The sequence below is a fragment of the Streptomyces pactum genome, from assembly GCF_016031615.1.
Taxonomy (GTDB): Bacteria; Actinomycetota; Actinomycetes; order Streptomycetales; family Streptomycetaceae; genus Streptomyces; species Streptomyces pactus.
Genome location: NZ_JACYXC010000001.1, coordinates 6,790,991 through 6,804,097, shown reverse-complemented (window position 1 = coordinate 6,804,097; position 13,107 = coordinate 6,790,991). Strand labels below are relative to the sequence as shown.

The following is a 13,107-nucleotide window of genomic DNA, read 5'->3' as shown; positions in this document are numbered from 1 at the left end:
TCCGGGGGGGGGGTGCCGGACGGTCGCCCGTGGCCGGCCGGGTCCCGCCGCGGGGCGCGGGTCATCGGGCGAGCTTCTCCAGCGCGGCGGCGGCGAAGGAGTGGTCCTGTCCGGGGGCCCCGCCGCCGACGCCGATCGCGCCGATCAGGCGGCCGTCGCGGTGGACGGGGATGCCGCCGGCGATGAACAGCAGCGGCCGGTCGAGGGCGGTGGGCAGGGAGTGGAAGGGGCCGTCCGGCTTGACCAGGTCCGCCAGGTCGGCGGTCGGCGCGTTCAGCTGGAGGGCGGTGTACGCCTTGCGGCCGCTGGTCTCGCCGGAGATCAGTACGGCGCGGTCGTCGCGGCGGAAGGCCAGTTGGTGGCCGCCCGCGTCCAGGACGGTGACGCTGACCGGGACCCCGGCCGCCTCCGCGGCGGAGCGGGCGGCCGTGATCAGGTTCTCGGCGTCGGCGGTGGTCAGCGGGGTGAGGGGGTGGCGTTCATGGTGCTTCTCCTGGTGGGGAGGTCAGTGGTGGAGGAGCGAGGGGGCGGGCTCGGCGGCCGGGGCGGCCGCGGCACCAGGCGTCCGGCGCGGGGGCGCGGCGCTCCAGGGCGGCGGACCACAGGGCCAGGAGCAGGGCCGCGGCGGCCAGGAGGGCACCGACCCAGTTCGGGGCGGTGTAGCCCAGGCCCGCGGCGATCACCAGGCCGCCGAGCCAGGCGGCCAGCGCGTTGCCCAGGTTGAAGGCTCCGATGTTGACCGCGGAGGCCAGCGTCGGCGCGCCGGACGCCTGGTCCAGGACGCGCTTCTGCAGCGGCGGCACGGTCGCGAAGCCCAGCGCCCCGACGAGCAGGATGCTCACCGCGGCGAGGATCTTGCTGTGCGCGGTCACGGTGAACAGCGCGAGCACCACCGCGAGGCCGCCGAGGGTGGTGTACAGCAGGGGCATCAGCGCCCGGTCGGCGTACCGGCCGCCGAGCAGGTTCCCCAGGAACATGCCGACGCCGAACAGTACGAGCAGCCAGGTGACGGCGCCCGCGGAGTAGCCGGCGACATGGGTCATCATCGGCGCGATGTAGGTGATCGCGGCGAAGACGCCACCGAAGCCCAGCACCGTCATCGCCATCGCGAGCAGCACCTGCGGGTTGCGGAACGCCGTCAGCTCCCGGCCCAGCCGGGCGCCCTCCGGCCGGGGCATCGCGGGCACCAGCCGGGCGATGCCGACCAGCCCGACGACCCCGAGCCCCGCGACGACGGCGAACGTGGTGCGCCAGCCCACCGCCTGCCCGATGAGCGTGCCCAGCGGCACGCCCACGACGTTGGCGACGGTCAGACCGGTGAACATGGTGGCGATGGCCCCGGCCTTCCGGTCCGGCGCGACCAGGTCGGCGGCGACCACCGAGCCGATGCCGAAGAACGCCCCGTGGGCCAGTGAGGCCACGATGCGGCCGGCGAGCATCATCCCGAAGGTGGGCGCCAGTGCGGAGAGCAGGTTGCCGGCCACGAAGAGCCCCATCAGGACGAGCAGGACCGTCTTGCGGCCGACCCGGGTGCCGAGCACCGTCATCAGGGGGGCGCCGATGACGACGCCGATCGCGTAGCCGGTGACCAGCAGGCCCGCGGTGGGGATGGACACGCCGTAGTCGTCGGCGATCTGTGGCAGCAGCCCCATGATCACGAACTCGGTGGTGCCGATACCGAAAGCCCCGATGGCCAGGGCCAGGAGTGCGAGAGGCACGGCGCGAACCTCCATGCGTTTGTTGCTGCGCCTTACGAGCCTCGACAATAGTTGCAGGCGCGGCATAAATGCAAACGCGGGCTATTTCGACCCGAAGGACCGGGGTGACGCCGGGGCGCCGGGCACCCGCCGCGGGCACCCCGGGACGGACCGCCGGGCACCGCCGGGGCCGGGGCGCCGGGCACCGCCCGGGCCGGACCGTCGGGCCCCACCGGCCCCCTTGACCCCACCGGCCCCCAGGCCCCAGGGAGAGGGCGGCCGGCCCCGCCTCGCCGGCTCCGCCGCGTCCCGCCATCCCTCCGCGGCGCGGGACGGTGGCCTCCCCCACCTCGGAACGGTGACCTCCGCCACCGCCGGACGGGACGACCGCGAGGCGCGGGCCACTAGGCGGCGAAGCCGCCCCTGGGCTCGATGATCTCCAGGTTGGTGCCGTCCGGATCGTTGAAGTAGGCGACCTTGGTCCCGAGGGCCGCGTCGGGGGTGACCTCCCCCGCGGTGAACGTGTAGCCGTCCCCGAGGAAGGCGTAGCCGGCCTCCTTCATCCGCCGGTACACGGCGTCGAAGTCGTCGACGCGGAAGCACAGGTGCATCGAGCCGGGGCGGTTCGCCACCCCGTTCGTCCGCTCACCGACCGGCTCCTGGAACTCGATGAGGTCGATACCCAGCGCGTTGTCCAGGTTGACCGTGGCGTAGCGCAGCTTCGCGGTGGGCAGCCCTTGCGCCCTGCCGAACGGCACGCTGTGCATGGTCCCGGCCGCGACGGGTTCCCGCCCGGTCAGCGCCCGGTAGAACGCGATCGAGGCGTCCAGGTCCGAGACCGAGATCCCGACATGGGCGGCACGGGTGAGGTTAACCGGAGTTGCCGCATCGGCCATGGCGTCTCCTCTCCGCCCCGCCGCCTCGCCCGCCCCGGCGCCGCACGGCTCCCCGAGGAGCACGGGTGGAATCGATTCTCCGGCCGTACGACAGAGCCCGCACCTCCTCGGCGACCGGGCCGACCCGACCGGCCCGGCCCGGTCGGCCCCTCGGGCCCGGTCGGCCACCACTTACTTGCAGGAGCGCTATAAAAGCTCTAGCCGATATTTACGGTGAGAGCTTATCCTGGAGACCGGCCGCATCCGGAAGGAGCCCGGTACCCATGACCGCGACGGACCCCGCGCTGACCGCCCTCTCCAACGGATGGGCGGCCCTCTACCTGCTGTACGGCAGGATCGAGACGCACATCGAGCGTGCTCTTCAGGCCGGGCACGACCTGAGCGTGCGGGAGTACTCGCTGCTCGACGTGCTCAGCCGCCAGCACGACGGCGAGGGCGGGCACCTGCAGATGAAGCAGGTCGCCGACGCCGTCGTCCTGAGCCAGAGCGCCACCACCCGCCTGGTCACCCGACTCCAGGACCGCGGACTGCTCTCCCGCTACCTGTGCCCGACCGACCGCCGCGGCATCTACACCGACGTCACCCCGGCGGGCCTGGCGCTCCTCGCCGAGGCCCGGCCCACCAACGACGCGGCCCTCGCCGAAGCGCTCGGTGACGCCGCCCGGAACCCCGAGCTGGCCCCGCTGGTCGCGGCGGTGGAGGCGATGGGCCCGGCGCGCCCGCTCCCCGGAGCCGTTCCGGCGCGGTGAGCGCAAGCGCCTCGCTCCCGCCCCCGGCCGGGACGGACCTTGGCCGGACGGCCCGGGGCACCGGCGGCGACCGCGCACACCGCGGCGCGGCCGGGCCGCCGAGGGCCCGCGGAGCGTCCCGGCCGGGGCCGGGAGGGGTGCCTCGCCGCACGGCCGGACGGCGGCCGGGTCCTTTGTCGGTTGCTACCACGCCGGCTCGGCGAACCTCTCGCGGACGGGCGCCCATGGGCACCGGCACGACGGGGGTGACCTGCGATTTCGCGGACTCCACGGACATGTCGGGACCTCCATGGACGGCAGGTAGACTCTGCACACGTGACTGTGAAGCCGCGCATCCCGAACGTCCTGGCCGGCCGCTACGCCTCCGCGGAGCTGGCCGTCCTGTGGTCCCCCGAGTACAAGGTGACGCTGGAGCGGCGGCTGTGGCTCGCCGTGCTGCGCGCCCAGAAGGACCTGGGCATCGAGGTGCCGGAGGGTGCCCTCGCCGACTACGAGCGGGGGCTGGAGACCGTCGACCTGGCCTCGATCGCCGAGCGCGAGAAGGTCACCCGGCACGACGTGAAGGCCCGCATCGAGGAGTTCAACGCCCTCGCCGGCCACGAGCACGTGCACAAGGGCATGACCTCCCGCGACCTGACCGAGAACGTCGAACAGCTCCAGATCCGGCTCTCCCTGGAGCTGGTGCGCGACCGCACGGTCGCCGTCCTCGCCCGGCTGGGCAAGCTCGCGGCCGAGCACGCGGAGCTGGTCATGGCGGGCCGCTCGCACAACGTCGCCGCCCAGGCCACCACCCTGGGGAAGCGCTTCGCCACGGCCGCCGACGAGCTGCTGGTGGCCTTCGGCCGGCTGGAGGACCTGCTGGGCCGGTACCCGCTGCGCGGCATCAAGGGTCCGGTCGGCACCGCCCAGGACATGCTGGACCTGCTGGGCGGCGACCCGGCCAAGCTGGCGGAGCTGGAGCGCCGGATCGCCGGGCACCTGGGCTTCGCCCACGCCTTCACCTCGGTGGGCCAGGTCTACCCGCGCTCGCTCGACTACGACGTGGTGACGGCGCTGGTGCAGCTGGCCGCCGCGCCCTCCTCCCTGGCGAAGACCATCCGGCTGATGGCCGGCCACGAGCTGGTCACCGAGGGCTTCAAGCCCGGGCAGGTCGGCTCCTCGGCAATGCCGCACAAGATGAACACCCGGTCCTGCGAGCGGGTCAACGGCCTGGCGGTGATCCTGCGCGGCTACGCGTCGATGACCGGTGAGCTGGCGGGCGACCAGTGGAACGAGGGTGACGTGTCCTGCTCGGTGGTGCGCCGGGTCGCGCTGCCGGACGCCTTCTTCGCCTTCGACGGCCTGCTGGAGACCTTCCTGACGGTGCTGGACGAGTTCGGGGCGTTCCCCGCCGTGGTGGCCCGGGAGCTCGACCGCTACCTGCCGTTCCTCGCCACCACCAAGGTGCTGATGGGCGCGGTGCGGGCCGGGGTGGGCCGGGAGGTCGCCCACGAGGCGATCAAGGAGAACGCGGTGGCCACCGCGCTCGCCATGCGGGAGCGCGGCGCCGAGCGGAACGACCTGCTGGACAAGCTGGCCGCCGACGAGCGCATCCCGCTGGACCGGGCGGAGCTGGCCTCCCTCATGGCCGACAAGCTCTCCTTCACCGGAGCCGCGGCCGACCAGGTCCACGCCGTGGTGGCGCGGATCGAGGAGCTGGCCGAGCGGTACCCCGCGGCCGCCGCCTACACCCCGGGGGCGATCCTCTGACGCCCCCGGAGCCGGCCGCCGAGCAGCACCGCCCGGTCCCGGACGTGATCGCGGCGGATCTGCACGTGCTGTTCTGCGGCATCAACCCCGGGCTGATGTCGGCCGCCACCGGCCACCACTTCGCCCGCCCCGGGAACCGCTTCTGGCCGGTGCTGCACGCGGCCGGCTTCACGCCCCGGCGCCTGGCGCCGGCCGAGCAGGAGGAACTGCTCCGGTACGGGCTGGGCATCACCAACGTGGTCACCCGCCCCTCGGCGCGCGCCGACGAGCTGAGCGACGAGGAGTTCCGGGAGGGCGGCCGGATGCTGCGGGAGAAGGTGCTGCGGCTGCGGCCGCGGTGGCTCGCGGTGGCCGGGGTGACCGCCTACCGGGTGGCGTTCGGCGACAAGCACGCCCGGATCGGGCCGCAGGAGCGGACCATAGGGGAGACCCGGATATGGGCGCTGCCGAACCCCAGTGGGCTGAACGCGCACTGGTCGGCGCAGCGGATGGCCAAGGAGTACGGCAGACTGCGCGCCGCGGCGTTCGACGACGCGTGACCGGCGCGGTCCCGCGGCCGGCACGACGCCGCACCGCGGGGCCCTGCCTTAATCACGGCCGGTGAACCGTCGTGCCCACCGCCACGGGACCGGCGTGCCCGCCGGTGGGAGATCCGCGGGGGAACCGCGCCGTGCTCACCGCCGGGGAACCGCGGGAACGGCCGCCGGGTCACCCCCGGGAAGGACCGCACCGGGTGGGCCGTCCCCGGGCACCCGCCGGCCGGTGCGGACCGGCCGGCCGCGCGCGGCACACCCACCGGTCGGTCACCGCGGCAGTCCCCGGACGCGGCGGGCCCGGCCCCGGCGTACCACCGGACACGTGGCCGAGGCACACGGGCCCGGGCCAGGTGCACGGCTGGGCGCACGGGCCCGCTCCGGCCATTCCGGCAGCCCGTCCGTCCGCCCGGTCTCCGAAGCCGCACGGACGCGGCACCCGGACCGCCCCTCGGCACACCCGGCCCCGGCGTACCACCGGACACATGGGCCGACACACACGGGCCCGGCCGAGGCACACGGCTCGGCACACCGGCCAACTCCGGCCGTCCCGGCAGCCCGTCCGTCCGCCCGGTCTCCGAAGCCGCACGGACGCGGCACCCGGACCGCCCCTCGGCACACCCGGCCCCGGCGCCCTGTCCGAGCCGCCGGGGCGCGGGACCTGAGGACAGGTCAGCGCGGCGTACCGGCGGCCACCGCGGCGATCAGCCGGCGGGGCAGCTCCCGGCCCGAGTGGGCGAGGCCCACGCCCATCCAGCCGCCCGGTATCCGCCAGGTGTGCAGCGTCCGGACGTACCCGCACAGGGTGTCCAGCGGTGGCGGGACCGGCTCGCCGAGCGCCGAACGCTCCAGATGCCCGGTGAGGTCGAGCACCTCCGGCTCGCCCCAGCGCCCGGCGAGCGCCCGGACGAGTACCTCCAGCTCGACGCGGAACTCCTCCTCCGCCTCCTCGATCCGGCTCTGGTCGGCGTCCCAGAACTCTTCGCTCGCCCGCAGCTCGACGACCTGGTGAGCGGGGCCGGCCGGCGTCCCCGGTCCGCCGGAGGGGTCCGGCCGGCCCGGCAGGGCCCGGGCGCACAGGGCGTCCACGGCGGCGAGGTGCGCTCCGATGTGCGTGGTCATACCGTCAGTAAAGCGCCGGGGTACGACACTTGAGCTCCACGGGCCGGACCCGGCCCGCCGGACGGGACGTACCACCGGGGGCGCACGTACCGCACCCCGCCCACGGGGAAGGGGGCGGCACGGCCACCGCCCCGGAAGGGCCCGGCCCCGCCGGAGGCGCACGGTCGGCCGGCCCGCGCCTCCGCGCGGAGAGGACCGGCGCTCCGCAGGCCCCGCCGTCGGCCCGGGGGCCGGGCGCCTACCCGTCCGCGCCCGGTGCGGACGTGCCGTCCCGCCCGCCCGGCGGACCTGCAACCCTCTCCCCGGCGCCGTCCCCCCATCGCCGGAGCGTCCGGGTGCCCGGCCACCGGCCCCGCGGGGCGCCTGGCCCGGCCCGGGCGCCCCGGCCACCCCGCCCGGCCGGTCCGCCGCGCCCCGCAACTCCCGCCCTTCCGCCCTCGCCGGGGCCACGTGACGCTCCGGTCGGCCCGGCCGGGCCCGCGGCCGTGCCCCCGCCCCGGGGATCCGTGCCGCGACGCCGCGGGCCGGCGCGGTGGGCCGCGGCGTGCCGCGGCCGGTCAGGCGTCGCGGCGTGCCAGCCGCCACCAGCCGGCCAGCACCGCGGCCGCGGCCCAGCAGGCGGTCACCCCGAGGCCCTCCCAGGGGCCCAGTCCGCCCTCCGGGGAGGTGTGCAGCACCAGTTGCCCGGCCCGGTCCGGCAGGTAGCGGGCGGCGCCCCCGGCGAGGTCCCCCACGACGAAGGGGACGATCAGCAGGAACGGGACGAGCAGCCCGAGGGCGGCGGCGCCGCTGCGCAGCACCGTGGTCAGCCCGGCCGCCAGCAGCGCCAGCAGCGCCAGGTAGACGCCGCAGCCGAGCATCGCGCGCACCGCGCCGGGGTCACCCGGCGCGGTCCCCCGGCCGTCCAGGAGCGCCCCGCCGGCCAGGAAGGCGGCCGGCCCGGTGAGGAGGCCGACGGCGAGCGCGGGCCCGCCCACGGCAACCATCTTGGCCGCGTGGAACACCCCCCGGCGCGGCACCGCGGCGAGGGAGACCCGGATCGCCCCGCCGCGGTACTCCGCGGCGACCGCGGCGGTGCCGAAGGCGACGGCCGCGAGCTGACCGAAGTTCAGTCCGTAGAACGCGGTGAAGAGGGGGTCGAAGCCGGGCTCCCGGGACTCCCCGTCACCGAACGCCGCGCAGACCGCGGCGGTGGTGCCGACCGTGACCGGGAGGACCGCGAGCAGGCAGCCGAGCGTCGAGCGGAGGGACCTGACCTTGATCCACTCCGCGTGGAGGGCCGCGGTGAAGGCCATCTCACTCCACCTCCCCGGCGCCGGTCCGGCCGGCCGCGAACTCGGCCGCCCCGCCGGTGAGGTCGAGGTACGCCTGTTCCAGGGTGGGGTGGTCGTCGGCGAGGCCGAGGACCGGGGCGCCCGCCGCGGCGGCGATCCGCCCGACCTCCTCGGCGCCGGCGTCCGCCACCAGCCACCAGCCGTCCCCGGCGGGCTCCCAGGACAGTCCCCGGTCCGTCAGCGCGGCGGCCAGCCGGCCGGGTTCGGCGGTGCGCACCCGCACCCGCCGCCCGCCGGCGGCGCGGACGAGGTCGGCCGTCGACCGGTCGGCCAGCAGCCGGCCGCGGCCGAGGACCACCACGTGGTCGGCGGTGGCCGCGGTCTCGGCCATCAGATGGCTGGAGACCAGTACCGTGCGGCCCTCCGCGGCCAGTCGCCGCAGCAGCCGCCGCAGCCAGACGATGCCCTCCGGGTCGAGCCCGTTGGCCGGTTCGTCCAGCAGCAGCACCGCGGGGTCGCCCAGCAGCGCGGTGGCCACCCCCAGGCGCTGGCGCATGCCCAGGGAGAAGGTCCGCACCCGGCGGTCCGCGGCGGGGCTCAGGCCCACCTCGTCCAGGACCCGCGCCACCCGCCCGGCCGGCAACCGGTTGGCGGCGGCGACGGCGCGCAGGTGGTCGCGCGCGGTTCGGCCCCCGTGGGCGGCGCCGGCGTCGAGGAGCGCCCCGACGTGGCGCAGCGGCTCGCGCAGCGCGGTGTAGGCGCGCCCGCCGAAGGTCGCCGAGCCGGCGGTGGGCCGGTCCAGACCCAGCAGGATGCGCAGGGTGGTGGACTTCCCGGCGCCGTTGGGGCCGAGGAATCCGGTGACCCGGCCGGGTTCGACGGTCACGGTGAGCCCGTCCAGGGCGCGGCGGGCCCGGTACTCCTTGGTCAGCCCGCGGATCTCGATCGCTGTCATGGCTCCGACGATGCCCGGCCGCCCCGGGGCGGGTCCTCCCCCCGGAGCGGGAACCGCCTCCCCCGTGCGGGGGAGGCGCCGCCGGCCGGGCCGCTGCCAGGATGGCGGCGTGCCACACCGTCCTCCGTCACTTCCCGTCCGCCCCCGCCCCGGCTCCGGGGTGCTCCGCTCCCGGCTCACCGCGCCGGTCCGCCGGCTGGGCCGGGCGGTCACCTACACCCGGTGGCTCCACCTGCTCAGCGGCGCGGTCCCGGCCGGGCTGTGCGCGCTGGTGTACCCGGGGGCGTCCGCGGTGCAGGAGGCCCGGGGCCTGTGGCTGCTGCTGATCCCGGTTCCGCTGCTGGTGGGCTGGGCGATGGTGCCGCCCGCACGGCTGGCGGAGGGGCTCCAGGCCCGGCTGCTCCTGCTGCCCGGGGAGCACGCGCGGCGGCCGGGCGAGGACCCGGCGGCGGGCATCGCGGCGGCGCCCGCCGCCTCCTGGGGCGACCGGGGACTGACCGCGCTCTGGCTGGTGCTGCGGCTGGAGGCCGGCTGTGCGACGGCGCTGCTGTGCGTCGGGCTGCCGGCGCTCACCGGGGAGCTGATCGCCGCGGCGGCCGACGGCCGGCCGGTGGGGCTGCCGGGGCCGGACCCGGTGCTGCCGCGCCCGGTCGCCGGGCTGCTGGCCCCGCTGCCGCTGCTTGTGCTGGCCCTGGCCGTGGTCGGCGCCGGGAGCCTGCTGGCGGTGGTGGCCCCGCGGCTGCTCGGCCCGTCGGCCGCGGAGCGGCTGGCGGCGCTGGAGGAGCGTACCGAACGGCTGCTGGAGCACAACCGGCTCGCCCGGGAGCTGCACGACTCGATCGGGCACGCGCTGACCGTGGCGGTGGTGCAGGCGGGGGCGGCGCGGGCCGCCGGGTCGCCGGAGTTCACCGAACGGGCCCTGGCCGCGGTGGAGGAGACCGGACGGCGGGCGATGGAGGACCTGGAGCGGGTTCTGCTGCTGCTGCGGGCCGGCCCCGGGGAGCGGCCCGCCGACCGGCCCGGGCTGGCCGAGGCCGGCCGGCTGCTGGAGTCGGCCCGGGCGGCGGGCTGCCGGCTCACCGCCGAACTCCCCGCCGAACTCGGCCGGCTGCCCGGCCCGGTGTCCCGCGAGGGGTACCGCATCCTCCAGGAGGCGCTGACCAATGTGCTGCGGCACGCCGGGCCGGTGGCGGTGGAGGTCCGCGTCGGCCTCCGGGCCGGGGCGCTGGAGCTGGAGGTGGACAACCCGCTGCCCGCCGCGGACCGCACCGCGGTGGCGTCCGGCCGCGGCGGCCGGGGGCTGCGCGGCATCCGGGAGCGGGCGGCGCTGCTGGGCGGCGAGGCGGAGTGCGGCGCGGACCGGGGCCGGTGGCGGGTCCGGGTGCGGCTGCCGCTCGACGGCGGGGTCCGGGCGGCCGCCCCGTAAGGTGGCCGGGTGCCGATCACTGTCCTGCTCGTCGACGACGAGCCGCTGGTCCGTGCCGGGATGCGGGCGGTGCTGGCCGCCCAGCCCGGCATCGAGGTCGTCGGGGAGGCCGCCGACGGCGCCTCGGTCGTCCCGCTCGTCCGGCGGCTGCGTCCGCGCGTGGTGCTGATGGACGTGCGGATGCCGCTGCTGGACGGCATCGAGGCGACCCGGGCGGTGCTGCGCGCCGATCCCGCCCCGCCCAAGATCCTGGTGATCACCACCTTCGAGAACGACGACTACGTGTACGAGGCGCTGCGGGCGGGCGCCGACGGGTTCCTCCTCAAGCGCGCCCGGCCCGAGGAGGTGGTGAACGCGGTGCGGCTGGTCGCCGACGGGGACTCGCTGCTGTTCCCGGCGGCGGTGCGGGCGCTGGCGGCCGGCCGCTCCAGCTCCGCCGCCCGGGAGGCGCTGGAGCGGGCCGCGCTGACCGAGCGGGAGCGGCAGGTGCTCCGGCTGATGGCGCGTGGCATGTCGAACGCCGAGATGGCCGGCGAACTGGTGCTGGGCACCGAGACGGTGAAGACCCACGTCAGCTCGGTGCTGGCGAAACTGGGCGCGCGGGACCGGACACAGGCGGTGATCACGGCGTACGAGTCGGGGTTCGTCGTCCCCGGCTGAGACCACGGCCGGGGTCCGCCACTCGCCCCGCCCCTGGCCAGCGGATACGATCCGGCTGACACGCACAGGTAGGGAGGCCGACGTGGGGCGGCTCACCGGCACAGATCCGTCTCTGCTGCGGCGCATCAACTCCGCCGTGGTGCTGCACGCGCTGCGCGCGGCCACCGCCGCCGGGCGGGGGACGGGGACGGGGCGGCCCGGCTCCGTGGACGAGGCGGAGAAACCGGGCGCCGCCACCCTCACCGACCTGGTGGGGGCCACCGGCCTGTCCCGGCCCACCGTCGAGGGCGTGGTCGAGGGGCTGATCGCCGGCGGGCTGGTGACCGAGGTCCCGGCCGATGTCGAGACCCGCCGCCAGGGCCGGCCCGCGCGGCGGTTCAGGTTCCGCGCCGAGGCCGGTCATCTGCTGGGGGTGGAGGTCGGCCCGCACCGGGTCGCCGCGCTGCTGTCGGACCTGGACGGCCGGATGAAGGGCTCGGCCCAGCGCGCCGTGACGGTGGACGCACCGGCCGAGGAACGCCTGGAGCGGGTGCGCACCACCGTCGCCGACCTGCTCCGGCGCTCCGGGGTGGCGCGTGACTCGCTGCGCGCGGTGGGGGTGGCCACCCCGGGCATCGTGGAGGCCGACGGCACGGTGCGGCTGTGCACCGCCCTGCCGGGCTGGACCGGGCTGCCGCTCGGGGAACGGCTGGGCCGCTCCTTCCGCTGCCCGGTGCTGGTGGAGAACGACGCCAACGCCGCCGCCGTGGCGGAGCACTGGCAGGGCGCGGCGACCGGCACCGGGGACGTGGTGTTCGTGCTGGCCGGGCTGAGCCCGGGGGCCGGTTCGCTGATCGCCGGCCGGCTGCACCGGGGCTTCGGCGGCGCGGCCGGGGAGATAGGGGCGCTCCACCTGCTGGGCCAGGAGGCGGCCCCGGAAGAGGTGCTCTCCACCACCGGGGAGCCGCTGCACCCGCTCGACGAGGAGCAGGTGGCCCGGGTCTTCGCGCTGGCCCGCGAGGGCGACGACCGGGCCCGGGAGGCGGTCTCCCGGTTCATGCGGCGGCTGGTGCACGACGTGGCGACGCTGGTCCTCGCGCTGGACCCGGAGGTGGTGGTGGTGGGCGGCTGGGCGGCCGGCCTCGACGGCGTCCTCGCCCCGCTCCAGGAGGAGCTGGCGCGTTACTGCCTGCGGCCACCGGAGGTGATCCAGTCGCTGCTCGGCGAGGCGGCGGTGGCCACCGGGGCGCTCCGGCTGGCGCTGGACCACGTGGAGGAGGAACTCTTCGCGGTCGAGGGCACGGTGACGGCCCGTCGCACCCGCTCCCGCTGAGCGGGCCCGGCGGCCGGCGGTGCCCGGGCACGGTACGGGCCGGCCGCGGCACCGTACGGCCGGTCGGGCGCGGCACGGTACGGGTCGGTTGCGGACACGGTCGGACTTGGCACGGCGCGGTAGGCCTCGGCCCGGCACGGTTGGGGTTGGCCCGGCACGGCGCGATAGGCCGGGCGCGCCTCGTCAGGCCGGGGGCCCGGGCACGGTACGGCCGGTCGGCCGCGGACGGTACAGCCGATCCGTGCCGGCCGCCGAGGCCGTCACGTCGCCCGCCCCCGGCCCCGGTAGAACCTCGCCCGGGCCGGTGGTCGTCGGCGGAGCCCGTACCGCCGCGCCGGTCGCCGGCGGAGCATGCACCCCCGGCCGCCGGTCGTCGGCGAGGCCCACCACCGGGCGTCGGCGGGGCCCGTCCCCGGCCCGGAGAGCCGGACGGGAACGGACGGGGCCGGGAACGGACGGAGGCCGCAGACGAACGGGCTGGGAACGGACCGGGTGGCCAGGAACGGACGCGGGCCGGAGACGGCCGGGGACGGCCCGCCGGGAGGCCCGTGCCGCCGGTGGGTCGTCGAACAGGTCCGCACCGGCCGGCACCGGCGGGCCCGGCACCGGCGGACCGCCGCGGAAGCGGATCCGGCGCGGGTCGCCGACGGGACCCGGCAGCGGCCCGCGGAGCCGTCCGGGCACGCCGACGGGCCCGTCCGGAGTCGTCCGGCGGGCCCGTTCCGGTCCACCCG

Annotated in this window: 12 protein-coding genes; 6 read left to right on the top strand and 6 right to left on the bottom strand. The window is 76.9% G+C overall.

What is annotated here, in order from left to right:
* Positions 1 to 61 precede the first annotated feature (61 nt).
* The 3 genes from IHE55_RS26890 to IHE55_RS26880 form a co-directional block, all read right to left on the bottom strand.
* Entirely contained in the window at positions 62 to 460 is a 399-nt protein-coding gene (locus IHE55_RS26890; RefSeq protein WP_197992275.1) for a GlcG/HbpS family heme-binding protein, read from the bottom strand.
* 19 nt (positions 461 to 479) lie between these two features.
* The gene (locus IHE55_RS26885) at positions 480 to 1,718 is read right to left on the bottom strand and encodes an MFS transporter (protein ID WP_197991399.1); all 1,239 of its coding nucleotides are present in this window, start codon (positions 1,716 to 1,718) and stop codon (positions 480 to 482) included.
* 383 nt (positions 1,719 to 2,101) lie between these two features.
* On the bottom strand, positions 2,102 to 2,593 hold the full coding sequence (locus tag IHE55_RS26880; RefSeq protein WP_197991398.1) for a VOC family protein: 492 nt from the start codon (positions 2,591 to 2,593) through the stop codon (positions 2,102 to 2,104).
* A 263-nt stretch (positions 2,594 to 2,856) separates the two neighbouring features.
* On the opposite strand from IHE55_RS26880, the gene IHE55_RS26875 reads away from it, so the two are divergent.
* From IHE55_RS26875 to mug, 3 genes are all read left to right on the top strand, one after another.
* The gene (locus IHE55_RS26875) at positions 2,857 to 3,342 is read left to right on the top strand and encodes a MarR family winged helix-turn-helix transcriptional regulator (protein ID WP_197991397.1); all 486 of its coding nucleotides are present in this window, start codon (positions 2,857 to 2,859) and stop codon (positions 3,340 to 3,342) included.
* 315 nt (positions 3,343 to 3,657) lie between these two features.
* Positions 3,658 to 5,091: an adenylosuccinate lyase gene (gene purB, locus IHE55_RS26870; RefSeq protein ID WP_197991396.1), complete on the top strand. Its 1,434-nt coding sequence runs from the start codon at positions 3,658 to 3,660 to the stop codon at positions 5,089 to 5,091.
* Between the two features lie 44 nt (positions 5,092 to 5,135).
* Positions 5,136 to 5,630, top strand: coding sequence for a G/U mismatch-specific DNA glycosylase (gene mug / locus IHE55_RS26865; protein ID WP_372442733.1), 495 nt, complete (start codon positions 5,136 to 5,138; stop codon positions 5,628 to 5,630).
* Positions 5,631 to 6,296: 666 nt separating this feature from the next.
* Here mug and IHE55_RS26860 read toward each other — a convergent pair.
* The 3 genes from IHE55_RS26860 to IHE55_RS26850 form a co-directional block, all read right to left on the bottom strand.
* Positions 6,297 to 6,746 (bottom strand): hypothetical protein, encoded by a 450-nt coding sequence (locus IHE55_RS26860; RefSeq protein ID WP_197991395.1) that lies wholly within the window; start codon positions 6,744 to 6,746, stop codon positions 6,297 to 6,299.
* A 557-nt stretch (positions 6,747 to 7,303) separates the two neighbouring features.
* On the bottom strand, positions 7,304 to 8,041 hold the full coding sequence (locus IHE55_RS26855; protein ID WP_197991394.1) for an ABC transporter permease subunit: 738 nt from the start codon (positions 8,039 to 8,041) through the stop codon (positions 7,304 to 7,306).
* 1 nt (position 8,042) lies between these two features.
* The gene (locus IHE55_RS26850; protein WP_197991393.1) at positions 8,043 to 8,975 is read right to left on the bottom strand and encodes an ATP-binding cassette domain-containing protein; all 933 of its coding nucleotides are present in this window, start codon (positions 8,973 to 8,975) and stop codon (positions 8,043 to 8,045) included.
* 160 nt (positions 8,976 to 9,135) lie between these two features.
* Between IHE55_RS26850 and IHE55_RS26845 the strand changes: the two genes are divergently transcribed.
* The 3 genes from IHE55_RS26845 (at position 9,136) to IHE55_RS26835 (ending at position 12,373) form a co-directional block, all read left to right on the top strand.
* A complete protein-coding gene (locus IHE55_RS26845; protein ID WP_307826915.1) occupies positions 9,136 to 10,401 on the top strand; it encodes a histidine kinase in 1,266 nt (421 codons plus the stop codon).
* Positions 10,402 to 10,410: 9 nt separating this feature from the next.
* Entirely contained in the window at positions 10,411 to 11,061 is a 651-nt protein-coding gene (locus tag IHE55_RS26840; RefSeq protein WP_197991392.1) for a response regulator transcription factor, read from the top strand.
* Between the two features lie 82 nt (positions 11,062 to 11,143).
* Positions 11,144 to 12,373 (top strand): ROK family protein, encoded by a 1,230-nt coding sequence (locus tag IHE55_RS26835; RefSeq protein ID WP_197991391.1) that lies wholly within the window; start codon positions 11,144 to 11,146, stop codon positions 12,371 to 12,373.
* Positions 12,374 to 13,107: the final 734 nt, after the last annotated feature.

Coding starts and splice junctions, on each gene's coding strand:
- IHE55_RS26880 (WP_197991398.1), bottom strand. CDS start 2,593: ATGGCCGATGCGGCAACTCCGGTTAACCTCACCCGTGCCGCCCATGTC.
- IHE55_RS26875 (WP_197991397.1), top strand. CDS start 2,857: ATGACCGCGACGGACCCCGCGCTGACCGCCCTCTCCAACGGATGGGCG.
- IHE55_RS26860 (WP_197991395.1), bottom strand. CDS start 6,746: ATGACCACGCACATCGGAGCGCACCTCGCCGCCGTGGACGCCCTGTGC.
- IHE55_RS26855 (WP_197991394.1), bottom strand. CDS start 8,041: ATGGCCTTCACCGCGGCCCTCCACGCGGAGTGGATCAAGGTCAGGTCC.
- IHE55_RS26850 (WP_197991393.1), bottom strand. CDS start 8,975: ATGACAGCGATCGAGATCCGCGGGCTGACCAAGGAGTACCGGGCCCGC.